This window comes from Paraburkholderia lacunae (assembly GCF_003353175.1).
Taxonomy (GTDB): Bacteria; Pseudomonadota; Gammaproteobacteria; order Burkholderiales; family Burkholderiaceae; genus Paraburkholderia; species Paraburkholderia lacunae.
In genome coordinates, this window is the sequence record NZ_QHKS01000006.1 from 336701 (window position 1) to 360965 (window position 24265).

Below are 24265 nucleotides of genomic sequence, written 5' to 3' on the forward strand. Positions count from 1 at the left end.
TGAAATGCCCCCCACTTCCACCAGCGACGTTAGCCCGCACCCGCCTGCGCGCCGGCCTGATTTCCGGTTCCCTGTTGGCCGCCGCGGCGATGCCCACGCTGGCTCACGCGGTCGACGGATTCCCCGCGCCGACCCCGCACTCGCAGCAGGCGTATGACCCCGAGAGCAATTTCACGATGCGCTGGACGCGCGCGGATGTCCGGCAGATCAAGGCGCAATCGCATACCGCGACGGCGGCGGACAAGAATTCGCTGCCGGCGGCGCTGACCATGCCGGACATTCCGGCGGACTTCCCGCTGATCGACTCGAACGTCTGGGTGTGGGACACGTGGCCGCTGTCCGACGTCAAGGCGAACAACTTGAGCTTCAAGGGCTGGGAAGTGATCTTCTCGCTGACCGCCGATCCGCACGCGGGCTATTCGTTCGACGACCGTCACGTGCACGCGCGCATCGGTTTCTTTTATCGCCGTGCCGGAATTCCGGCCGCGCTGCGTCCGGCGAACGGTGGATGGACCTACGGTGGGCATCTGTTCCCGGATGGCGCGAGCGTGAAGGTCTTCGGCACTGCGCCGATGACGCAGAACGCGGAATGGTCGGGCTCCGCGCGGATGCTGAACGGCAACAACGTCAGCCTCTACTACACCGCGCTGTCGTTCAACCGCACGGCTGAGGGCGGCCAGGACATCACGCCGCCGATCGCGATCATCACGCGCACGGACGGGCACATCCACGCCGACGACAAGCACGTGTGGTTCGACGGCTTCGACAAGCACGACGCGCTGCTCGAACCGGACGGCAAGCTGTATCAGTCGCGCGATCAGAACGTGTACTACTCGTTCCGGGATCCGTTCGTGTTCGTCGACCCGGCGCATCCGGGCAAGACCTTCATGGTGTTCGAAGGCAACACGGCGGGCCCGCGCGGCGCCCGCACCTGTACCGAGGCCGATCTGGGTTACGCGCCCAACGATCCGTACAAGGAAGACCTCAACGCGGTGATGAATTCCGGCGCGACCTATCAGAAGGCGAACGTCGGTCTGGCGGTGGCCACCAACCCGCAGCTCACGCAGTGGAAGTTCCTGCCGCCGCTTCTGTCGGCCAACTGCGTCAACGATCAGACCGAGCGTCCGCAGATCTACATCAAGGACGGCAAGTACTACCTGTTCACGATCAGCCACCGGCCGACCTATGCCGCGGGCGTCGACGGTCCTGACGGCGTGTACGGTTTCGTCGGCAACGGCATTCGCAGCGACTTCCTGCCGTTGAACAAGGGCAGCGGCCTGGTGCTCGGCAATCCGACCGATTTCGATCAGCCGATCGGCGCTCCGTACGCGCTGGACCCGAATCAGAATCCGCGAGCCTTCCAGTCGTACTCGCATTACGTGATGCCGGGCGGTCTGGTCGAATCGTTCATCGACGCGGTCGGTCCGCGCCGCGGCGGCACGCTGGCGCCGACCGTGAAGCTCAATATTCACGGCGATTCGACCGACCTCGACCGGCTCTATGGCAAGGGTGGTCTGGGCGGCTACGGCGACATTCCGGCTAACGCCGACGCCAGCCGGGGCAATCAGGGCGGTCAGGGCAATCAAGGTGGCAACGGCAACTAATAAGACCCTGCGCGGCAAGGCAGTCTAACGAAGGCCGGGCGGGTGACGATTCGGTTCGTCGCCCGCTCCGGCCATTCGACCATGGCACGGCACTGGACGAGCGTCCGGTCATGGCCGTGTCCGAACGGCGAGCGCCGGTAGTGAGAACGCAGCGATGAAAGCTTGGATTCCAGATTTGTCTTCGTACGACGGTCCCGCGTACCGCGCGGTGGTGAATGCGATTGAAGCGGCAGTGGGATCCGGCCACCTCAAGCCCGGCGATATCTTGCCTTCGCAACGGATGCTGGCGGACTTCCTCGGCTTGCACGTGAACACCGTCAATCGCGCCATTCGCGAGACGTCGCGCCGTGGCTTGACAGTCGGCAGCCGGCGCAGGGGCACTGTCATTCTCAGGCTCGCCGCCTGATAGCCGGTCGAGCCCATGAGTATTCATTCACTGCGCTCGCGGAGCGCGGCGGCATTTCCGCTGACGCGCGTGCGCAAGCAGGCAAAAGGCAATTCATGTACGACCCGCAACGTCCCAACAGGTCCAAACCGCGCCGGCTGGCAGCCTGGCTGTTCGCCATGCTGAGCGTTTCGAGCGCGGCATACGCGGCGCCGTCGGCATTGCCCGGCGAAGCCGATGCCGGCACGACACAATGGCGCCCGGCGCTTCACTACACGCCGCAACGCAACTGGATGAACGACCCCAACGGGCTCGTCTTCTACAAGGGCCTGTATCACCTGTTCTATCAATACAATCCGGAAGGCAACGCATGGGGCAACATGTCGTGGGGACATGCCACCAGCCACGATCTCCTTCACTGGAGCGAGCAGCCTGTCGCCATGCGCGCCAATGACACCGAGGAGATATTTTCCGGCTCCATCGTCGTGGACGAACACAATACGTCCGGCCTGGGCACGGCGAATTCGTCGCCGCTGATCGCGCTCTATACGAGCGCATACAAGGCCGGCTCCGGACATCGGCCGGGCACTCAGGCGCAATCGCTCGCCTACAGCACGGATGACGGCAAGACGTGGCGCCAGTACGCACGCAATCCGGTGTTGACGCTCAACCCGGAATCGAAAAATTTTCGCGATCCGAAGGTGTCGTGGTATGCGCCGGGAGGTTATTGGCTGATGACCACCGTCGTGGCCGATGCCCAGGTCGTCAAGATGTACCGCTCGAACAATCTCATCGACTGGGACTTCCTCAGCGACTTCAGTCTTCCCGGCATTCCTCATCAAGGGGCACTCTGGGAGATGCCCGATCTGTTCCCGCTGCCTCTCGATGGAGACAGCCGCCAGCAGAAGTGGGTGATGATCGTCAACGTCAATCCGTGGTCGATTGCGGGCGGATCCGGCGCGATGTATTTCGTCGGCCGCTTCGACGGCAGGACGTTCACGCCGGAGAACGTGGCGCCGCCAGGTTCGGATCCTTCGCGCTACCAGTGGCTCGACCACGGCGCCGATTACTATGCAGCCGGAACCTTCGCCAACGCGCCGGACGGCAAGGCGGTCACGATCGGCTGGATGAGCAACTGGGACTACGCCGAACGCATACCGACCACGCCCTGGAAGGGCGCCATGGCGCTTCCTCGCGTGCTCGCGCTGAAGACTGTAGACGGCGTACCGCAACTGACCTTTGAGCCGGTGCTGCAATATGAGTCGCTCGTGGGCGTTGGCTCGACCACGCGGATAAAAGAACTCAGTGTGTCTTCGCGCGTACGGGAGCTAGGCCAGCTGACGCGAGGCGTCGTGCAGAACATCGAGGTGACGTTGAGCCCGCATTCGGCTGAGCGTGCCGGTCTCGTCGTGCGAGGCTCGGCGAACGGCGATGTCGGCACCCGCATCTTCTACGACACCACGAATCAGACCTTGACGCTCGACCGTTCGATGTCAGGCGAGACCGGTTTCTCGAATGCCATCAGCAAGCAGCACATCGTCAACCTGCCGCTCGTGAACGGCAAGTTGCATCTCACCGTGGTGGTCGACAGGAATTCCGTGGAAGTATTTGCCGGGCATGGCCGTACCGTCATCACGGATCTCGTCTTTCCGTCCGCGCACGATAACCGGGTTTCGGTCTTCGCCGACGGCGGCACCGCGACATTCAGCGATATGACGATTACCCATCTCGTTGCGGCCAATTAGCAGAGTATGCTGGTGAAGAACGACTTCTCGTGAGCGGCCAGCCACCGCTCGCGCAGACTTGCGCGGTGAAGCCGGCGCTATGCGTCGAAGCGCGAAGCAATGCATGAAGCCGGTCCCGGCGCGATAACAACAAACTATATGGAGGTGACAAATGTTGATCGGCGTACCGAAGGAAATCAAGAACCACGAATATCGCGTGGGTTTGACACCGGCGAGCGTGCGCGAATTGACCAGCCGTGGTCATCAGGTGATGGTGCAGTGCGGGGCGGGCGCCGAGATCGGTCTATCCGACGAGGCCTACGCGGCGGCCGGCGCAACCTTGTGTAGTACTGCGGCGGAAATCTTTGCGCAGGCCGGCATGATCGTCAAGGTCAAGGAGCCGCAGCCTGCCGAGTGCGCGATGCTGCGCGCGGGACAGATCCTCTATACGTATCTTCATCTCGCGCCCGATCCTGCGCAGACCGCCGCATTGGTGAAGTCCGGGGCGGTCTGCATTGCCTACGAGACGATCACCGGTCCGGGCGGTGGGCTGCCGCTGCTCGCGCCCATGAGCGAAGTGGCAGGCCGCATGTCGATCCAGGCCGGCGCGGCGCATCTGGAAAAATCGAAGGGCGGCATCGGCTTGTTGCTCGGCGGCGTGCCGGGTGTGGCGCCGGCGCATGTGGTGATCATCGGCGCGGGCGTCGTCGGAACCAACGCCCTGCAGATCGCGGTGGGAATGGGCGCGAAGGTCACGTGTCTCGACACCAACGTGGATCGCCTGCGTCAACTGGATCTGGTTTTCGGCAATCGCATCGCAACCCTCTACTCCAATGGCCAGAGTATCGAAGAGTCCGTGCTCGACGCGGACCTCGTGATCGGCGGCGTGCTGATACCGGGTGCGGCGGCGCCCAAGCTCGTCACGCGGAACATGATTGCGGGCATGAAGGCGGGCACGGTTGTCGTCGATGTGGCGATCGATCAGGGCGGCTGCTTCGAAACTTCGCATCCGACCACACACGCCAAGCCGACCTATCTGGTCGACGGCGTCATCCACTATTGCGTGGCGAACATGCCTGGCGCAGTGGCCAGAACCTCCACTTTCGCGCTGAACAACGCGACGATCCGTCACGCGATCGCGCTTGCGGACAAGGGCTGGAAACGTGCGCTCAAGGACGATGCGCATCTGAAAGCCGGCTTGAACGTGTGCGAAGGGCAGGTGACCTACGAAGCGGTCGCAAGAGACCTGAACTACGTGTACGTCGCACCCGATAGCCTGCTAGGCTGAGGCCGGCTACGATGCCGTGGACACGCGACGCGTGTCCACGGCACGACGATGAGTTGGGGTTGTCCGTTTGACCCGCGGCTCGTCAGCCGTAAGCGGTAAGCCTTAAGCCTTAAGCCACTGCGTCTGCCTCATGTACGCGACATGAACGACGCACGCGTCCCTACTGCTTCACCTCGTCGCTCTTGGTTTCTTCTTTAGCCATGCTGTCATGGCTCATCGCGTCCATCGCTTCTTCTTTCATTCCGTCTTTGGCCATGCTGTCGGCGCTCATCGCATCGTGTTCGGTTGCCGTGGCCTCCTGAGTCATTGCGTCTTTTGGCGCCGGGTCGTCCGACGCGCTATCGGCAGCAAAGGCGCCCGCGCTTGCGAGCGTTGCGCAACTCGCGAGAATGATGGCAGTTAGCTTGTTCATGATGTGATCCTTCAGCAATTCAATGGGGAGGCCGGAAATCTCAGGAGCGGCGGGTCGACGGTGCGATGGTTCGGACCTCATCCTGTCCTCGACCCGTTGTAACCCTGGCACTTTCCAGTGCCCGACGCCCGGGCACTGTTTCCACATTTTTGCCTCGATGGACATGAAGGGAAGTGGGGATTCCCGCCGAACGGCATGGGTAAAAACCCGCCATGCAGGCCATGTGGAACGCTGCACTGCACCAGGCGTTCGCTCGCTGTCTCCGGCAAAACCAATCTGGATACCGCCGCTGGGTTTGCCCTACCGCAAGTGTAGGGGGGTGACCCATCCCAGGCCGTGTCGCTCTTATTCAGAATCCAGATACGGGCCGATGTGAAGAAGTAATCCGCCCGCATTCGCAGTAGAGCATGACGTCCAGCGCGTATCGCGCTGGCTGACCCCTGGGCTGGAGGTCATATGTTCAGTACCCGCGCATTCCTCGGCAGTGTTGCAGCACTGCTGCTTCTGTTGTTCTCCATTCCTTCATTCGCGCAATCGTTCCGGGTTCAATGCCCGCCGACCACGCCGGCGCATCCGACGGCGCTGCAGCCAGGCGCAGGGGAGCCCGCCTACACCGGGCCGTCCTACACCGGACAGACCTCCGTGTCGACAGGCGTTGTCAACGGCGCGATCAAGTGCCAGCAGATCTCGGGCGGCGACGGTTACGCGACGATGGGCGACGGTACGCAGACGTACCTGTTCGCCTTCGGCCCTCTGTCCGGGCTCGCCGACATCCAGAAGGGTCTTCCCGGCACAGAGTTCGCCTCGGTCTTCAACACCGTCGGCGATCCGAGAGTGAACCCGACCTTCAACGGTGCGGTTGGCCTCGTTCCTGATCCGGAATCCGTGCCTGCGGGTCAGCTGACCGGCCACGTCGATCCACGGGCGATCATGGACATCGGCGTAATGAACGGCAATGAGCCGGCGCCGACGATGGCGATCGACGAGGACGACGAGTTCTTCCTGACGCTGACGAACGTCGGAATGATCATGCGGCCCGACCTGTTCGAGCAACACACGGTGCACTTCCACGGCTATCCGAACGCGTCCTCGTTCTATGACGGCGTGCCGGACGCATCGGTCGCGATCAATATCGGCGCCAGCTTCACGTACTACTACCTCGCGCCGGATGCGGGCACCTACTTCTGGCACTGCCACATCACGCCGCCGGAGCACCTGCAGATGGGCATGGTCGGCCAGATCTTCGTGCGGCCGCGCCAGAACCGCGTGCCCGGCGGCGCGTCGCTATACAACTCGCTGGTCGCCCAGCAACTGGATCTGCGCACGGCGTGCGGCAACGACATTCTGTGCACGACGCCGCTGCCGCCGACCAACAGCGTGCTTCATGTGAACAACCTGAGCGGCACGCCGACGCTGTACGCATACAACGACGGCGACGGCTCGACCGCCTACGACGTCGAGTATCCGGTTCAGATACACGGCTTCGATCCGAACTTCCACTTCGTGGGCATGACATTCAATCCGGAGCCGTTCACCGACATGAAGGACAAGTACTTCCTGCTGAACGGGCGCAGCTATCCGGACACGGTGAACACGGTGACTCCGGGCGACCCAGGCTCGATGCAGACGGTGGTGGCGGACGGCACGCAGCATTTTTCGCAACCACTGCCCACACTGATCAATATTCCGGCCGGCGGCAAGGCGCTGCTCAGGATTTCGGACCTCGACGTCAGCGAGTTTCAGACGCTGGCGTCGCTCGGGATCCCGATGCACGTGGTCGGCATCAACGCCCGCTTGCTGCGCGACATGGCCGGCAATGACCTGACCTACAAAACGAACTCGATCACGCTGGGCGGCGGCGAGTCCATCGACGTCATCCTCGACGCCAGCGACACGACGAAGTATGCGGCGGGGGCGGTCTATTACCTGTACACGCCAAATCTCGATCACCTGTCGAATGACGCAGAAAACTTTGGCGGCTTGATGACCGAGGTCCACATCTGCCACGCAGTGGACCCGACCACGAAGTCCTGCACCTAGGAGAAGAGCCGTGGGATACATCAAACACAACACATGGATCGCGGTGCTCGCGCATCTTGGACGGCTTGCACGCTTCGGTGCGGCGACGCTCGCCGCGCTCGTGTGCATGCACGCGCAAGCCGCAGCCCCAGGCATCACGGGGACGCGCTTCGATCTGAGCGCCGAGGCGAATCGCATCAGCCAACCCGACGGCGCGAGCGTTTATTCGTGGGGCTATGGATGCCGCCTCGCGCCGGCCGGCTTTTCGCCGCCCACGATCGCGGGCGCGACCTGTCCGAGCATGCAGATTCCCGGTCCGACACTGATCGTCAAACAGGGCGACGTCGTCACGGTGACGCTCACCAATAACCTGCCTGCCGCGGCGGGCAACACGTCGATCCTGTTTCCCGGATTCCAGGTCTGCGCCGCGGCGTTGAACCCCGATGGAACCTGTCCGACTACGCTCACCGGCGTGCCTGGATTGCTGACGCGCGAAGCCGCCCACGGCGGCACTGTCACGTATAGCTTCGTCGCGGCGACGCCTGGCACGCATGCGTACTACAGCGGCACGCAGGGCGATCTGCAGGTCGAGATGGGCCTGTACGGCGCGATTATCGTTTTACCGACCTCGGCGCCCGGCACGGTTGCCGTGCCGGCCGGCTGCCGTGCGGTTGCGGCGACTCTGCCGGATGGTCAGACGGACTTCCGCAACGCCGCCGCGGCCTATAACCACGGCACGGCCTGTTACGACCGCGAGTATCTGTTCCAGTTCTCCGAAATGGATCCGCGCATCCATACGCAGGCGGAACAGCAGGCTGCGAACGCGTGCACGCTGCCAAACGGCTGCATGACTGTCGAGACGGAGCCGTATCACCCCGCCTACTTCATGGTGAACGGCCGCTCGATGCCGGACGACATGGACCCGAACTACGCGGTGCAGTATCCGCACCAGCCCTACAACGGCAATCCACACATGCATCCCGGTGAACTGGTGCTGTTGCGGATCGTCGGTACCGGCCGCTGGCAGCATCCGTTCCACGAGCACGGCAATCACGTGCGCGTGCTGGCGCGCGATGGAAACCTGCTGCTGAGCAAGACGGACGCGACGAAGGCGGCCGGCCCCTTGCTGTTCACGACGACTACGACGCCGGGCCTCGCGATGGACGGGATTTTCTATTGGACAGGTAAGGGCCTGAACTGGGACGTCTACGGGCACAAGCCGGGGAGCGTATACACCGATACCGATCCGAAATTCGCGGCTTACTTCGGGAAGCCGGTCGTCTGCATCCCGGACGCGAACGGCTATTACACGGCAGACCCGCTCGCACCGAACTACTACGAGTGGTGCGCCGATCACAACAAAGCGCTCGAAGCGCATCCGTTCGGTAACGTCGGCAGCGGCGGGCCGGTCACCTTGCCGGACTCGCATCTCCTGACGAACGGCGCCTGGTATGGCGGCAGTCCTTATCTCGGGCCAGACGCGACCATACGCGCCACCTCGCCCACCGGGACGACGCCGCCGAGCGGGACGATTGCGAATCCACCGGCAAGCGAAGCAGGCTTCGCATTCATGTGGCATTCGCATAACGAGCGCGAGATCACCACGAACAACATCTTTCCAGGCGGAATGATGATGATGATGCTCGTCGATCCACAGGTTTTCCTGATTGACGAATCCAATTAGAGGCGGGGAGAAGCGCGATGAGATCCATCCAGTTTAAGGCGACCCTCTTCGACGTGTTCAAGGCAGGGGTCACGGCGTGTGTTCTGCTGACGGCCAGTGGCGTATCTTTCGCCCAGGTCGTCAATCTGACAGCGAAAGCGACGACAGCCGCGTTGCCCGACGGGCAGGCTGTGCCGATGTGGGGCTACAGCTGCACGCCTGCCGCGGTCGCGCCAGCTACCTGTGCGGCGGCTAATCCGGGCGCCGGAGCGAACTGGTCGCCGGTGGTGATTACCGTGCCGCCAGGACCGCTGACGATCAATCTGACCAATAGCTTGCCCGGTGCCGTGCCGACCTCGCTCGTCGTCGTGGGGCAACTGGGCGGCGGTCTGGGGACGACCGCGACGAGTACGGCGAGCCCGCCGCATCCGACGCAAACCGCGACGACCTGGCCGATTGCCAGCAGTGCGAGCGGCGCGACATTTACGCCGCCCGCCCAGGGGCCGCGTGTCCAGTCGTTTGCGACCGAGGTGGCGACCGGCACGACAACGGCGCTCACCTGGAGCAACCTCAGCCCGGGCACCTATCTGATCGAGTCGGGAACGCATCCGTCGATCCAGGGGCCGATGGGGCTTTACGGCGTGCTGGTGGTGAAGACTCCGGTCGGCGGCAATGTGAGCTGCCCGGTGGCGTCGCAGACCTATCAGGCGTATCCGAATATCTGCTATGACGCCGACGTGCCGCTCGTGCTGAGCGAAATCGATCCCGTGCAAAACACCGCTGTCGCGGCGGCGGTGACGACGACGGGCTTTAGCGAAACCAAAGTGTGGTCGGGTCTGTCAGGCGGTTGCGGTGATTCGAAGTCGACGTCGTTCGGCACCTGCTATCCGCCGGCGGTGAACTACGATCCGCGCTACTACCTGATCAATGGCGTCGCGTTCGACCGGACGAATGCCAACGCGTCGGCGTTTCCCGCTGCCGCCACCGCGTCGACTGGCCAGGTGCTCGTGCGCTTCGTGAACGCAGGTCTGCGGATGCACGTTCCGTCGGTGGTGGGCGCGCAAACCGGCACGCCTGCCGTGTCCGGTTTCTCGCTGATTGCAGAGGACGGCAACGTGCTGCCCGGCAATGCGCGGGTGCAGTCGGAAGTGTTCCTCGCGGCCGGCAAAACGCAGGACGTGTTGATGAACGCACCGGCAACAGGCGCGTCAGCGCTCCCGGTGTTCGACCGCGAACTGAGTCTGTCCACCAACAATCAGCGCGATGGCGGGATGCAGGGCTACATCAGCGTCAATAGCGGCGCGCTGCCGACGGCGGGGGCGGCCAATCAGAATGGGATTGCCAATCCGGACAAGTACTTCCTGGTCGCGGGCAACACGTTGACCGTTTCAGACCCGGCCAAGGGCGTGATCGCCAATGACGTCGGCGTGTACGGGGTGAAAGTCCTGGCAGGGCCAACGGGCCTGAACAGCACACTCACCTTGAATCCTAACGGTACGTTTACCTATGTACCGGGGCAGAACGTTCTCTCAGACTCCTTCACCTATTGTGGTAACGGCGCCACCAGTGGACCGCTTTGCACCACCGTCAGCCTGGCGCAGTGCACGACCGGCAACGGTTGTATGTCCAGCAAGCTGCCGGTGGCCGGCGACAGCAGTTACATCAGCAACATCGCGTCGCGGCTGCAGATCGGCGCACCCGGCGTGCTGGCCAATGCCAGTGATCCGGCCGGGCTGCCGCTCACCGCGGTGCTTTCGGGTTCTGTGACCGGCGGAAGCGTCAAGCTGAATGCGGACGGATCGTTCACCGCCATACCGACGGCGGCGCCGGTCGGCAGCAATACGAACGCCAACCTGACGTTCCATTACACGGTAGCGAATTCGCAGGGCACGACGAGTGCCGCAGCCGCACCCGGGACCGTGACGGTAACGTTCAAGGGCGGCAGCGGACTCATGGTCAACGTGCTGGACGCGCCGAGCGCGGCGCCGGGCAAGACTCCGGTTAAGCTGACCGACTACCGCTGGATCATCGAGGAAGACCGCACCTTCCAGATCGATCCTGCATGCCAGGTGAACACCACGCCGCGCCCGGCCTCGTGTCCGCCGTTGCCGGTTCCCAGTCTCGGCACGAACTTCCACACCAGCTACATGCCGGTGATTGCGGCGGGCTGCGTCGGCACCTTCGCGTGCGAGTCGGGGCAGACGCTCCTGGGCCAGCCAGCCGTGTGTGACGTTGGTAACGGCGTATGCCGCACGACCGCTGCGCAACAGGCGCCGGTCGACCCGAGTCAGGTGGCGCTCGATCCGAAAAAGCACTACTACATCTCGATCCTGCCGGGCGACGCCGGCAATCCCTTCACGAACGGTGGGGGCGCGCCGCAGCCGGTCAGTTCCCCGACGAGACCGTTCGACATTGCGAAGGACTGCCCGACCACGGCGGATTTCGCGCCGGGCTCGGGCAAATGCGGACACAGCATGGGCGGTGCGCCGATCGCACCCGCGCAGACCAGTGTCAACGTCCTGCTGCAAGAGACGCCGTTCCAGACGGCGAAGATCTCGGTGTTCGTCTTCGAAGACGACGCGCCGCTCAATGGTGAGGTGGACGTCAGCGGCGGAACCGATGTATTCGGCTCGGCACACGAGCCGGGCCTCGGCGGCTTCGAAATCAAGCTCTTCGACGACGCGGGCGGTACCGGCGATGCAACCGGGCAGATGACCTACGACATGTTCAACATGCCGCTGTCCAACTCGTTGCAGGGGACGATCGACCCCGTCACCGGAAAAGACGCCTGCCCGATTTCGAAGGCGACGACGGAGAGCGACGGACTGGTCGGCATGATTCCGACGTGTCCGAAGTACGAGTCGGACGGCACGACGATATCGCCGCTCGTCGGCCAGGCCATCATTGCCAACCTGATGCCAGGCCGGTACGGCGTGGTCGCCACGCCCAGCGCCGACAGAATCGGCAGGGGAGAAGAGTGGCTGCAGACGAACACACTGGACGGCCAGAAGGCCCACGACGCGTTCATCAAGGTGGGCGGGCCCGCATACTTCCAGGAGTTCGGACCGGCGGGCTTTCACGTGTCGGTCGGCTTTGCGAACCCGAAAATCATCAATGCCCGCCTGCCTCTCCTGTGCGCGGGCAAGACGTGCAACAACTCCGTCAACGGCCGGATCACGAACCTGCACTACAGCCGGCCGCCTAACCAGAACCTGTATGGCTCCGGGTCGCGCGACTCGTTGAGTTTCACGCAGTGCTACGTGAGCATCGGCGACACGGACGGGGAAGACGTCTCGTTCACAAAGTGCAGCGCCGACGGCAAGTTCAGTTTCTCCGGCCTGCCCGACGGCACGTACAGAATCACGGTCTTCGATCAGTGGAACGATCAGATCGTCGACGGGCTGGCGACGGCGGTGAAGGTTGCGGGCGGCCAAAGCCAGAGTCTCGGCGATATCCCGGTGCTCCAATGGCACACGAATCTCTATACTCGGACCTTCCTGGATCTCAATGGGGACGGCGTGTCGCAGGCCAGCGAGCCCGGACTGACGCTGGTGCCGACCAATATCCGTTTCCGCGACGGCAGCTATTCGAACTTCAACAACACCGACCTGAACGGCTACGCCGGGTTTAACGAAGTGTTCCCGCTCTTCAACTGGTATGTCGCAGAAGCGGATACGACCCGCTTCAAGCAGACCGGCGTACATGTGGTCTATGACGCGGGCGGCCCGCCCGACGGCACGCCAGGCGGGGGTAGTTCGAACATTGCCTCCAACTTCGCCAACACGCTGGAATCCGTGCCCCTTCCGCCAAACCTTCGGGTACCGGGCGCGGCGTATTGCCAGGATGCGGACTGCACCCAAAAGGGCGTCGGTTCGACCGGCAGAATCGATCCGCCATGGGTGACCACGGAGGGCTGGCAGGGCTTCTCGGGGCAGAGCTCTTTTATCGAATTCGGCAAGAAGCCGTTCGCCTCGAACGAAAACGGCGGCATCAAGGGTGAAGTCATCTACGCGTCGACGCGGCCTTTCGACGATCCCGCGCTGCTGATCCACACGAGCTGGACGCCGGACGTGCCGAACGTCACGGTGAACCTGTATCAGGAGGGCACGGCCGCGGACGGGACGCAGAGCCTGACGCTGGTGGACACGACGAAGACCTCGAGCTGGGATGACTGGGCACAGGGCTTCCGTTCCGACGGCATGCCGAACATGAACTGTCCGGGACAGTACACGGACAAAACGACCCCCAGCGACCCGTTCTTCTTCACACTGCAGGGCAGCACCCAGTGGCTCGACCCGCAGCATCGTGCGTTGCCCGCGAATTCGCAGTTCAAGTGCTATGACGGCATGCATGCATTCAACCAGCTGCAGCCTGCGCCGTACGACGGGATGTACCAATTCCCGAGCATCGTTGGCCGGGATCCGCTGAGCGGAGCACCCAAGGGCGCCGGATCAGTCAACGGCGTGCCCGGATCGCGCCCGGGTTCGAACTGCACGATCTGTGTTGCGAACCCGGACGACGGGACGCCGATGCTGCCTGCCGGCAAGTATGTGGTCGAAGTGATTGTGCCGCCGGGCTATGAACTGGTGAAGGAGGAAGACAAGAACATCCTGATCGGCGACAACTACATTGCGCCGGTGACGCAGCAGTTCGCCGCTCTGGGCAGCATCTTCATCCTGCCCGACCAGGCTGCGATGAACTCCACCTATAACCAGAACAATGCGCAGAATCCGACCTCGGATCTCGGCTCCTCGCCCCGGCACGAAGGCGACACGGGCAGCGTCGAAACGTTCTGGCCTTGCGTCGGTGCGCTGCGTGTCGTGCCCGATTACATCAGCCTGTTCCCCGGCTCGCAGGAAGTCGCCCCGTTCGCGGGTGCGTCGCGGCACCTGTGCGACCGCAAGGAAGTGACGCTCACGAACCAGATGTCGGTGCTGGCCAAGTTCTGGGTGTTCAGCTCGACACACGTCGCCGCGCACTATACCGGCTTCATGCTGGATGACTTCTCGGCGGAGTTCGACCCGTATTCGCCGCAGTTCGGCGAGAAATTCGCGGTGCCGAACGTGCCGATCTCGATGAAGGATTTTGCCGGCAACGAGGTCGCGCGCACGTATTCGGATTCGTGGGGCATCTTCAACGGACTGAATTATTCGACCTGGGAGGTCAATCCGCCGAATCCGACCGGCTATGCACCGACGATGATGGTCGCCTGCATGAACGATCCGGACATGCCCGATCCGGCGCATCCCGGCCAGACGATCCGGGATCCCCTGTTCAATCCGGCGTACAGCCAGTTCTGCTACGAGATTCCGTTCATGCCCGGACAGACCCAGTACATGGATACGCCGGTGGTGCCGGTCCAGGCCTTCGCGGATGGCTACAATCCGCCTGACTGTGCGTACCCGGATGCGACCCCGGCGATCTCCACCGTGACCGGCGACTCGAGCGGCGGCGGCGCGGGACCGTGGCTCAGCGCGCTCGGCCACACTCTGACGATCAAGGCGCTGGGCGACCAGCAGGTGCCGAACAGTGCGTACAACGGGCCTGCTGCAACAACGGCGCCGTTCAACCAGAAGTTCGTCAAGCGCCACTATGGCTTCGGCGCGCAGCAGGGATCGGGATCGGTGACGGTAGGCGGCGTCCCGGCTCTGGTGACGTCATGGAGCGATACGCAGATTCAGGTCAGGGTCGCCCTGCCGCCTTTGCCTTTGCCTTTGTCCTTGCGTTTGCCCGGGACGCCGCTGCTGTCGAGCTGCGCGGTCCAGCAAATCGGCCAGCCGACGGCGATGTGCGGTGAGCTGGTCGTCACGGCCGGCAACGGCAAGCGCTCGATCGACACGGTCACCGTCACGATCGGCGGCAAGGCGCCGACCTACGTGAATGGCGAGAATGCCACGGGCAACGCGATCCAGAAGGCGATCGACGCGGCGACTCCGGGTGACCTGATAATCGTTGGTCCGGGTGTCTATAACGAAATGCTGCTGATGTGGAAGCCGGTCCGCCTGCAAGGTGTCGGCGCGACGTCGGTGACCGTCAACGCGAACACCCACCCGTCGGGCAAGATGGACGCGTGGCGCAGGGAGGTCAACTGTCTGTTTGGCGACGCATTGAACGGTGGTTTGATCTCGGCGAGCAATCCGTTCGATCCGAACAATCCGAATGCCTGCCTGGCGTCGATGCAGCGCAAGGTGGATACGATACCGTTCGAACCCGCCTCCGGATGGGACTTCAACCTCAACGGCAATCTGTCCGAGCTGCTGATCGAGCCGACACTGATGGGCGCCTATGAGGGGGCGGCCATCACGGTCCTCGGCAAAGGCGTGAAGGATGTGCTGGTGGGCGGCGTGCTGCAACCCGATGCGAACTGCACCGCGAACGGCATCTGCACGCCGCTCGCTGGCCCGACCCTGCTCCAGCGGAACCCCCCGGATTGCGTCAACTATCCGAGCAACTTCAAGTGCAATCCGTCGCGCATCGACGGCATGACCTTCACCAATAGTTCGCAAGGCGGCGGCGGGATCTTCCTGCACGGCTGGAACCATTACATGGAGGTCTCGAACAACCGTGTGTTCAGCAATGCAGGGACGCTCACGGGTGGCATCACGGTCGGCCAGGTCGAAACGCCGGACGGCACCATCGGTGGTCCTGACGGCGTGACCGAGCTGCCCTTTAACTTCAATACCCGGGTGCTCGTGCATCACAATGCGGTCACGTCGAACGCATCGTATGGCGATGAAATCAACTCGACCACGCCTTCGTCGGCTGGGGGCGTGACCTTCTGCACAGGCGCGGACAACTACCATTTCAACTACAACTGGGTCTGCGGCAACATGAGCAGCGGTGACGGCGGCGGTGTCGCTCACTTCGGGTTCAGCTATAACGGCGACATCTCCCACAACTGGGTGCTGTTCAACCAGAGCAACAACCCGACGCTGCCTACGTACGGCGGCGGCGTGATCGCCCAGGGCGTGCCTCCGGACGGCACGTTCTGCGAGAACGCGACCGTCGACGTGGACTGCGCGCCGGAGCTGTCAGACGGCGTCGGCCCTGGCCTTCTGATCGACGGCAATCTGATCATGGGCAACACGGCGGAAAGCGGCAAGGGCGGAGGCCTGCGGCTGCAGAACATCAACGGCACTGACGTGCAACGCAGCCCCAGCGACCCGAGCAAGTGGCACCAGGTTCGCGTGATCAACAACATCATCTCGAACAACGTGGCTGGCTGGGCAGGAGGCGGTGTTTCGCTGCAGGATGCGGTGCGTGTGAGCTTCGTCAACAACACGGTAGTCTCCAACGATGCGACGGCGTCCGCGGGCGTGCTGTTCAACACGAATGCCGCCTCGCAAGCCAACGTCGGGCCGCCGAACTGCACGACGGTGGGATCGGAAACGACGTGCAACCCGATCACGACGTCGACCTATCAGCCGGCCGGACTAGAGACCGCGCGCCATACGGCGAACTTCATCGTCACGTTCACCAATCCGAATGTGGTGTGTCCCGGAGGCTTGCCGAACTGCACGACGTTCTCGAACCCGGTGTTGACCAACAACGTGATCTGGCAGAACCGTTCGTTCTATATCACGGTGAACGGGCAGAATCCGAACATACAGGGCGTGCAGAATACGGTGGCGCTGAACCCGACGTTGAATCAGGCCGGGCACCCGACGGGCTTTTGCGATACATCAAAGGCAGTCTATTGGGACATCGGCGCGTTCGGCGACACCTCGGCCAGCAGCCGTCAGGCGGGTATGTCGATGAGCCCGAAGTACTCGATCCTGACCGACGCCGGCGACTACCCGGGCGCGAACAATATCGGGTCCAGTCCGGCGGTGGTGAGCCAGTACTGCAATGGTGCGCGTGTGCCTCCGGAGGGCGGCGGAAACGGCTTTGCGGTGCCGCCGGGCATCTCGGACGCGGTGCTGCCGAATCCGTTGTTCAGCCTGCTGCCGTCGGCGGTGCCTGATGAAGGCAACCAGTGGATCAACATGTCGTACGGCCCACTGTCGCTGTTCAACATGTCCGTCACATCCGGCACCACTGGCTATGGCGTACTGCTGGGCAACTACTCGATCACGTCCGCCTCGCCGGCAATCAATCACGGCACGTCAGCCGGTGCGCCGAATTACGACATCTTCGGCACGACGCGGCCGCAAGGCGCCGGGTACGACATCGGCGCGGTCGAGTTCGTGCAGCCCGGCCTGTTCGGCAGCCCTAGGATCGATCCGCTCGCATTGGGGAGCCAGTCGGGCGGTCTGTTCGGCCTGTTGCCGGCGCTGGTGCCGGCAGTGTCGGCGCTCATACACTGATGGGGCCGTTGCAATGAAACTTCGATCCCCCTCGACGACGCCGGCGGTGCTGCTTGCGGGCAGCGTGTGCCTGGCCGCGACCCTGGTTCAAGCGGTCGCGGCCCAGCCGGGCGCACCGGCGGTGTCCACGCTCAGGCACTCGCCGTACATGCCCGTGAATCTGTCGCAGCGTGCGAAGAACTTCTACGGGCTGATGAAGGGCGTCGACAACCTGAGTGTGCGCCGCACCGCCTCGGGCAATCTGATTCGCTTCAGCTATCGCGTGACGGATCCGGTGGCGGCGCGGCTGCTCGGCGAGAAGACCGCGACCGCTTATCTGTACGGGGAAGCGAGCCACGTGTTGCTCGAGATTCCGGTGATGGACAAGATCGGCCAATTGCGCCAGACCGGCCCATTGGAAGTCGGCCAGGAATACTGGATGGTGTTTTCCAACAAGGGCAATCCGATCAAGGCGGGTGAGCGCGTCGACGTATTGATCGGTTCGCTCCATATCGACGGGATGATTGTCGAATGATCGCGGGACAGCGATCTGTGACATAAATAGAGGAGGTGACTCATGACCCGGTTTCTTTTGATGGCGCTCTCGGCGGCCTCTGTGGCGGGTGTTCTGGCATCCGGCCCGGTTGCGTTCGCGGCCTCGACCGCAGGAACGGCTCAGGCCGCGGCGGCGAGTCATCTGAGCGCGGCGCAGATCGTCGACCGGAACGTCGCGGCACGCGGCGGGCTTCAGGCGTGGCACGCGGTCAGTGCGATGACGATGTCGGGGCAGCTCGAAGCCGGCGGCAAGAAGAACACCAAGCTGCCGTTCGTGATGACGTTGAAGCGGCCCCACAAGAGCCGCTTCGAGGTTCGCTTCAACGATCAGACGGCGTTTCAGGTCTACGACGGCGCACAGGGCTGGAAAGTCAGGCCTTTCCTTGGACGCGATGAAGTCGAGCCCTATACGCCTGCGGAGGCCAAATCGGCCGCGGTATCGGCTGAACTGGACGGACCGCTGATCGACTATGCGAGCAAGGGCTCGCGGGTCGAGGCGCTGGGCATGGAACAGGTGGAAGGGCATCGCGCGTACGTCCTGAAAGTGACGACGAAAGACAATGCGTCACGTCGCATCTGGATCGACGCCAGCAGCTTTCTTGAACTGAAGATCGACGGCGAACCGCGCAAGCTCGACGGCAAGATGCACGACGTCGCCATCTTCTATCGCGATTACCGGAAAGAAAGTGGGCTCGTCGTGCCGCACACGTTGGAGACCGTTGTCACCGGTGGCAAACAGCCGCACAAGTTGACGATCGAGCATGTCACAGTGAATCCGCCGACGGACGACACCCTGTTTGCGAAACCGCAGTTGGCCATGGCCAAGTTGCCGAGCCACTAGCCGAACATCCGTGCGAGGTTCACGGCCATGACAAAAATCGTATTGTGGATGCTCGTCGGCTGCCTGACGGTGGCGGTATACGCGAGCGAGCAGATACCGGCGGAGCACGATCTGAGCGCGGACCAGATCGTCGAGAAAAACGTCGCCGCGAGGGGCGGTCTCGACGCATGGCGCAAAGTCCAGACGATGGTCTGGGTGGGGCACGTGGATAGCGCGAATACGCCCGCGCGGGATCTGCCGTTTTTCCTCGCGCTGAAACGTCCGAACAAGACCCGTTTCGAGATCACCGTGCTCAACCAGAAGGCTGTCCGGGTATTCGACGGTAGAGAAGGCTGGAAGTTGAGCCCGAGCGGAATGGGCAGCGGGAGCCTGCGGCCCTATACCATGGACGAGCAGAAGTCCGCGCATGACGAGCAGGTCATCGACGGTTTGCTGATCGATCATCAGGCGAAGGGCGTCGATGTCACGCTCGACGGTACCGACAAGGTCGACGGACACGATGCCTATCGGCTCGGCGCGAAGCTGCCTTCCGGCGCGACCCGTCACGTGTGGGTCGACGCTCAAACCTTTCTGGACGTGAAGTACGACCGCCAGGTGCGGGGCGCTCGCGGGCAACCGGTCATGGTGGAAGTGACGTACAGCGATTACAGGAACGTCGACGGGTTGCAGATACCGTTCACGATCGAAAGCGGCGTGGCGGCTTCCGGAAACAGGGACAAGCTGACGATCGACAAGGTGACGCTCAATCCGCCGCTCGACGACGCGATGTTCACGAGACCCGCCTCGCAGGGACGGCACAATTCGGTGGCGGTCAACGCCGATGTATCGCCGCCGGCGCTTCGCGCGATGACCCGGCCAACCCCGTAGCCATGGACTGCGCCGGGGTCAGCCGGGAAGCCATCGCGCGGGCACGGCCGCTCGCGGCGCGTGCGCTCGTTCAATGCATGTTGCTCGCGGCGCTGATGGTGCCGGTGGGCAAGGCGAACTGTGCTCCCTCGGCACCGCTGGTCGCGGCCGGGAGCACAGGGGAAGCGATCTTCCAGAAAGGCGTGCTGGGCTCCGGCGAACCGCTTGAAGCCATGCACGACGGCGGCGTGAACCTGCGCGGCGCCGCGGCGGCCTGTATGAATTGCCATCGGCGCAGCGGCCTCGGGTCCAAAGAGGGAAATAGCAGCATCCCGCCGATCACCGGCCGGTATCTGTTCCATCCTCGCGCGGACAGCCCCGACGATCTCGACATACCCTACATTCCAGGCATGCGTACCAATCGCGAGCCGTACACCGATGCGACGATCGCAAGAGCGGTCCGCGAAGGGGTCGACTCGCAAGGCAAACCGCTCAGCAATCTGATGCCGCAGTACGCGCTGAACGACACCGACATGGCAGCGCTGATCGGCTATCTGAAGCATCTCGATCGACGCACGCCGGTGGGTGTGACGGACACGGTGCTGCACTTCGCGACGATCATTACGCCCGATGCGGACCCGGTGAAGCGGCGCGGCATGCTCGATGTGCTCAAACAGTACTTCGCTGACAAGAACGTGTTCCCGCTTGGCGCGACGCCGCCGCTGCGCTCGTCGCGCAAAATGATGTTCATGGTCAATCGCCGCTGGGAACTGCATGTGTGGGAGCTGAGCGGCCCGCCGGGGACATGGCATGAACAGTTGCGGCGCTATCTGGCACAGCAGCCGGTGCTTGCGGTGCTGTCGGGACTCGGCGGCAAGAACTGGGCGCCGGTCCACGAGTTCTGCGAGCAGGAGGCCGTGCCGTGTCTCTTTCCCAACGTGGAAGTGCCGGTCGAAACCGACCACGATTTCTATTCCGTGTATTTCTCGAAGGGCGTGCTGCTCGAGGCGGATCTGCTGGCCGGGCGGATTCTCGATGAAGCCGGCAGCAAGCCGGCGCACGCGGTGAAAAAAGTCTGGCAGATCTATCGCGCGGGTGACAGCGGCGAACAGGGTGCACAGGCGCTTGCCGCCGCCTTGAAGGGCCACGGCATAGCGGTGGCGAATCGCGCTCTTGCGCGAGACGCCGGCGTCGCGCGCGCCACGCATGGCATTGCGCGTGGGGACGTGCTCGTGTTGTGGCTACGTCCGGCCGACATCGCGGCGCTCGGCCACCTACCGCCGCCGTCGGACACGGTGTTCATGTCGGGGCTGCTGGGCGGGCTGGATGACACGCCATTGTCAGCGAGCTGGCGCGGCGTGACGCGCCTCGCTTATCCGTTCGACTTGCCGGACGGACGGCGTGTCCGTGTCGACTATGCGTTCGGCTGGTTCTCGATCCGCAAGATTCCGATGGTCGCCCCGCAGGTGCAGGCGGACACCTATCTCGCGTGCGGCCTGCTTGCCGAGACGCTCAGCCATATGGTCGATGCATTCGGCAGGGAATATCTGATCGAGCGTATCCAGGACATGCTCGAGCGCCGCATCCTGACTGGCTACTATCCGCGCCTGACGTTGGCGCCGGGGCAGCACTTCGCGTCCAAAGGCGGTTATATCGTGCGGTTTTCCGAGCCGGATCGAGTCGGGTTCGTCGCCGACGGCAAGTGGACGGTGCCTTGACGAGGCTGCGCAGTCTTGCTGCTTCTTGCGTGACTTTATTTGCGAGCCGGCTTCCCGTTTGTCGTGTTCATCGCTTTGTCGAGAGCGGGCCATGTCCATTCGAGGTTGCGGGGAAACCGTGGCAGACCGTCGAAACGTGACGGACTGGAGCGCTCACCTACCGCAAGAGTAGGACGTTGCCCCCTGCCGGGTTTTATCGCCCGTTTGCACAATAGTAGCGTGGCGAGCAGTGAGAAATGCGAATCGTCATTGATGCAGTGCCAAGTCTTTATCACTCGTGGTGTCAGGCAGCCGGGAGACGGCGCAGGGGAGACGGCCATGTCAAAGGCTAGTACCAGTAACCAGGCGCTTTATCGTCTGCTTCGCTGCAGCTCGACTGCCGCACTCGCGGCGCTTTGTCTGTTGCTGACTTCCACCGCGCACGCGTTGCCGATATTCGCGCGTCAGACGGGGCAAAGCTGCGTGGCGTGTCACGCCGGCGGCCAATTTCCCGAACTGACACCCTATGGGCGGATGTTCAAGTTGAATGGTTATACCCTCGGCGAACGCACCATTCCAATCGCCGTGATGGGTACCGTGGATGTGACCAAGACAAGGCACAACGACGACGCTAACGGGAATCCCATTTCTCCCAAAGACGGCAATCTGACATGGGATGCGGCCAGCATTTTCCTCGCCGGGAAGATCACCGACAAGATCGGCGCGTTCGCTCAATATACCTACACGAACTACGATCACCAGAATGGCGACGGCAAGTGGATCGGTAAATGGGCATCGGACAACACCGATGTCCGTTACGTGGAACGGATCGTCGGCGAAGCGAGCGACTTCATACTGGGCGTAACGTTGCACAACAATCCGACCGTACAGGACGTCTGGAACACTGCGCCCGCATGGAGCTACCCCTATCTCTCTTCGTCGACGAGCGCGGTTGGGTCTCCGCCGTTTACGCCTCTCATCGAGGGGGCATTGGCGCAGCAGGTCGTGGGCATTGGCGGCTACATGTACTGGAACAAGATGGTGTACGCGGAACTGACCGGGTACAGCACCGCCGACGGAATCTGGTCGTTTCTGAGCCATGGCAGCAAGGCCGGAGACCTGGCCCACCCGCAGACCTATCTGAAGGGCTACAACCCGTATTGGCGGCTTGCGCTGACTCGCGAATGGGGTCCGCATAACATCATGCTGGGGACGTTCGGGTTGCTGGCCGACGTCTATCCCAACGATCCAGACGCTTTCCCGATATTCACGCAGGGTGTGACCCGCTATCGCGATATCGGTGTGGATGCGCAGTATCAGTACCTGCTGGAGCCGCATACGATTACGGCACAGGCACGCTACGTTCACGAGAACATCAGCGATCCGAATAATTTCGTTTTGGGCGACAGCCAGTCGGCGAATCTCAAATCGATGCTGCTGAAAGCGTCGTACATCTATCAGGCCAAGTACGGCGTGAGCCTCGCTTTCTTCAATGTGACGGGCAGCACCGATAGCGTGGCTTACGCCAGCAGCGCGAACTTTTCTCCTGCCACGCAGGGATGGATACCCGAGATTTTCTGGATTCCGGTGCAGAACATCCGGGTCGGCCTGCAATACACGCATTTCACCAAATTCCTTGGATCCCGAACCAACTACGACGGCACCGGACGCAACGCATCGGACAACGACACGCTGTTCGTCTACTTATGGGCCGCGTATTGGTGACATCCACGCCGGCGTGTCCGACTAAAACTTGTCGCGCTTGCCTGGAATAAAGGAAAGGTGCCTCGCGTTCATGCAGTAGCGGCGCAAACGGGAGGCGTTGAACTACGCACTGAATGCGCTGCGCTTTGTTGCGCGGCCTTAAAGGGCGGTAAGAGCAGTCTGGAGGTTCGTGACATGAACAAATTGGCGCAGTTCATCTCGCTTGGGATGTTGCTTGTCGGGTCGGGCTGTCACGACCTGGAACGATCCCGGGCAGTCGATAATCCGGCTGTCTCCGGAAAGACCATTGCTCTGCAAGTTTGCTCGAACTGTCATGGCGCGAACGGCGTGTCGGTATCGCCGACCTTTCCCAAGCTGGCGGGGCAACGACGGGAATACCTTGTCGATCAATTGACGGACTTCAAGAACCATGCCCGAACCGACCCGAACGCCAAACGATTCATGTGGGGCTTTACCCACTTGAGCGAAGCGCAGATCGACGAGCTTGCTACGTATTTTTCAAGTCAGCACGCGGTTCTGGGTGAACCCGGCGACCCGGCGCTCATTCACAAGGGGAAAGCGATTTTTACAGCGGGCCTGCCGGACAAGGGCGTCGCGGCATGCGTTTCCTGTCACGGCCAGCACGGCGAGGGGAAGGACACGTTTCCTGGTCTGGCTGGGCAGCACGCGGACTACATCGTGAAGCAGCTCATGGTGTTCCAGCGCACCGAAGATCGGCCCCGCGGTGCCATCATGAAGGCGGTCTGCGCCAATATGTCGGACGAGGATATGCGCGCCGTCGCGGCCTTCGTCGAGGCGTTTCCGCCGGAGACCGAGGCATCGGCCAGCCCGCCAGCCGAGCCGCAGGCGCCGGACGGCTCGCAGGCCAATCAATGAGCCTGCTTGCTTGACGTATCGCTGCGCCCACAGGCGCAGCGATACGGACGCGCAAGCGACCGGCGGGTTTGCGTGGGGCGAATGAAGCGTCGGAGCGAAGCTCTGCGCAACGGTGAAGGCCATGAATCTGACACGATTGTTTCTTGATGCCGGTGCGCCGGAGCGGGAACCCGCGCCTCAAAAGGACGCTGCCCTGACCGCGGCCCGCGCATCGACGCCGCTCGACGAGCGCCCGTTCCTGAAGCGCCTCGGCATGACCGACTGGCTGTTCGCCCTCGCGATGGTCGCGGGCGCCGGGTTTGCGCTGTCGCGCTATTACCCGTTCATGAATTACTACGACAAGCT

The 24265-nt window shown here is 62.9% G+C and carries 14 protein-coding genes and 1 pseudogene; 14 read left to right on the forward strand and 1 reads right to left on the reverse strand.

The window, feature by feature from the left end; translation table 11 throughout:
- Positions 1–89: 89 nt before the first annotated feature.
- From DLM46_RS11765 to ald, 4 genes are all read left to right on the forward strand, one after another.
- Positions 90–1604, forward strand: coding sequence for a glycoside hydrolase family 68 protein (locus DLM46_RS11765; RefSeq protein ID WP_244306128.1), 1515 nt, complete (start codon positions 90–92; stop codon positions 1602–1604).
- Between the two features lie 175 nt (positions 1605–1779).
- Positions 1780–2010, forward strand: a complete 231-nt coding sequence (locus DLM46_RS11770) for a GntR family transcriptional regulator (RefSeq protein ID WP_244306094.1) — start codon at positions 1780–1782, stop codon at positions 2008–2010.
- Between the two features lie 95 nt (positions 2011–2105).
- Positions 2106–3734: a glycoside hydrolase family 32 protein gene (locus DLM46_RS11775; RefSeq protein WP_115100917.1), complete on the forward strand. Its 1629-nt coding sequence runs from the start codon at positions 2106–2108 to the stop codon at positions 3732–3734.
- Positions 3735–3885: 151 nt separating this feature from the next.
- Entirely contained in the window at positions 3886–5001 is a 1116-nt protein-coding gene (ald, locus tag DLM46_RS11780) for an alanine dehydrogenase (RefSeq protein WP_115100918.1), read from the forward strand.
- A gap of 160 nt (positions 5002–5161) precedes the next feature.
- Here ald and DLM46_RS40190 read toward each other — a convergent pair whose 3' ends face one another.
- Positions 5162–5578: a hypothetical protein gene (locus DLM46_RS40190; RefSeq protein ID WP_244306097.1), complete on the reverse strand. Its 417-nt coding sequence runs from the start codon at positions 5576–5578 to the stop codon at positions 5162–5164.
- Positions 5579–5869: 291 nt separating this feature from the next.
- Here DLM46_RS40190 and DLM46_RS11790 point away from each other — a divergent pair, with 291 nt between their 5' ends.
- From DLM46_RS11790 to DLM46_RS11835, 10 genes and pseudogenes are all read left to right on the forward strand, one after another.
- The gene (locus DLM46_RS11790) at positions 5870–7453 is read left to right on the forward strand and encodes a multicopper oxidase domain-containing protein (RefSeq protein WP_115100919.1); all 1584 of its coding nucleotides are present in this window, start codon (positions 5870–5872) and stop codon (positions 7451–7453) included.
- Between the two features lie 10 nt (positions 7454–7463).
- On the forward strand, positions 7464–9116 hold the full coding sequence (locus DLM46_RS11795) for a multicopper oxidase domain-containing protein (protein ID WP_425273976.1): 1653 nt from the start codon (positions 7464–7466) through the stop codon (positions 9114–9116).
- 17 nt (positions 9117–9133) lie between these two features.
- Positions 9134–17401: a choice-of-anchor Q domain-containing protein gene (locus DLM46_RS11800; protein WP_115100920.1), complete on the forward strand. Its 8268-nt coding sequence runs from the start codon at positions 9134–9136 to the stop codon at positions 17399–17401.
- Positions 17402–17414: 13 nt separating this feature from the next.
- Entirely contained in the window at positions 17415–17915 is a 501-nt protein-coding gene (locus DLM46_RS11805) for a hypothetical protein (protein ID WP_115100921.1), read from the forward strand.
- Positions 17916–17957: 42 nt separating this feature from the next.
- The gene (locus tag DLM46_RS11810) at positions 17958–18776 is read left to right on the forward strand and encodes a LolA-like protein (protein WP_244306100.1); all 819 of its coding nucleotides are present in this window, start codon (positions 17958–17960) and stop codon (positions 18774–18776) included.
- A gap of 27 nt (positions 18777–18803) precedes the next feature.
- Positions 18804–19643 carry a LolA-like protein gene (locus tag DLM46_RS11815; protein ID WP_115100923.1) on the forward strand — a complete coding sequence of 280 codons (840 nt, stop codon included), beginning with the start codon at positions 18804–18806 and terminating at the stop codon, positions 19641–19643.
- A 2-nt stretch (positions 19644–19645) separates the two neighbouring features.
- Positions 19646–21340 (forward strand): c-type cytochrome, encoded by a 1695-nt coding sequence (locus tag DLM46_RS11820; protein ID WP_244306102.1) that lies wholly within the window; start codon positions 19646–19648, stop codon positions 21338–21340.
- A gap of 318 nt (positions 21341–21658) precedes the next feature.
- A complete protein-coding gene (locus DLM46_RS11825; RefSeq protein ID WP_115100924.1) occupies positions 21659–23044 on the forward strand; it encodes a cytochrome C in 1386 nt (461 codons plus the stop codon).
- Positions 23045–23218: 174 nt separating this feature from the next.
- Positions 23219–23920, forward strand: a complete 702-nt coding sequence (locus DLM46_RS11830) for a c-type cytochrome (protein ID WP_115100925.1) — start codon at positions 23219–23221, stop codon at positions 23918–23920.
- A gap of 121 nt (positions 23921–24041) precedes the next feature.
- Positions 24042–24265: pseudogene (locus DLM46_RS11835) on the forward strand (c-type cytochrome biogenesis protein CcsB); the annotation flags it as partial.

What these genes read in the sequence shown, in the direction of transcription:
- DLM46_RS11820 (WP_244306102.1), top strand. Translation starts at nt 19,646, where the DNA reads ATGGACTGCGCCGGGGTCAGCCGGGAAGCCATCGCGCGGGCACGGCCG.
- DLM46_RS11815 (WP_115100923.1), top strand. Translation starts at nt 18,804, where the DNA reads ATGACAAAAATCGTATTGTGGATGCTCGTCGGCTGCCTGACGGTGGCG.
- DLM46_RS11825 (WP_115100924.1), top strand. Translation starts at nt 21,659, where the DNA reads ATGTCAAAGGCTAGTACCAGTAACCAGGCGCTTTATCGTCTGCTTCGC.
- DLM46_RS40190 (WP_244306097.1), bottom strand. Translation starts at nt 5,578, where the DNA reads ATGTCCATCGAGGCAAAAATGTGGAAACAGTGCCCGGGCGTCGGGCAC.
- DLM46_RS11805 (WP_115100921.1), top strand. Translation starts at nt 17,415, where the DNA reads ATGAAACTTCGATCCCCCTCGACGACGCCGGCGGTGCTGCTTGCGGGC.
- DLM46_RS11765 (WP_244306128.1), top strand. Translation starts at nt 90, where the DNA reads ATGCCCACGCTGGCTCACGCGGTCGACGGATTCCCCGCGCCGACCCCG.
- DLM46_RS11800 (WP_115100920.1), top strand. Translation starts at nt 9,134, where the DNA reads ATGAGATCCATCCAGTTTAAGGCGACCCTCTTCGACGTGTTCAAGGCA.
- DLM46_RS11810 (WP_244306100.1), top strand. Translation starts at nt 17,958, where the DNA reads ATGACCCGGTTTCTTTTGATGGCGCTCTCGGCGGCCTCTGTGGCGGGT.
- DLM46_RS11775 (WP_115100917.1), top strand. Translation starts at nt 2,106, where the DNA reads ATGTACGACCCGCAACGTCCCAACAGGTCCAAACCGCGCCGGCTGGCA.
- ald (WP_115100918.1), top strand. Translation starts at nt 3,886, where the DNA reads ATGTTGATCGGCGTACCGAAGGAAATCAAGAACCACGAATATCGCGTG.
- DLM46_RS11830 (WP_115100925.1), top strand. Translation starts at nt 23,219, where the DNA reads ATGAACAAATTGGCGCAGTTCATCTCGCTTGGGATGTTGCTTGTCGGG.
- DLM46_RS11790 (WP_115100919.1), top strand. Translation starts at nt 5,870, where the DNA reads ATGTTCAGTACCCGCGCATTCCTCGGCAGTGTTGCAGCACTGCTGCTT.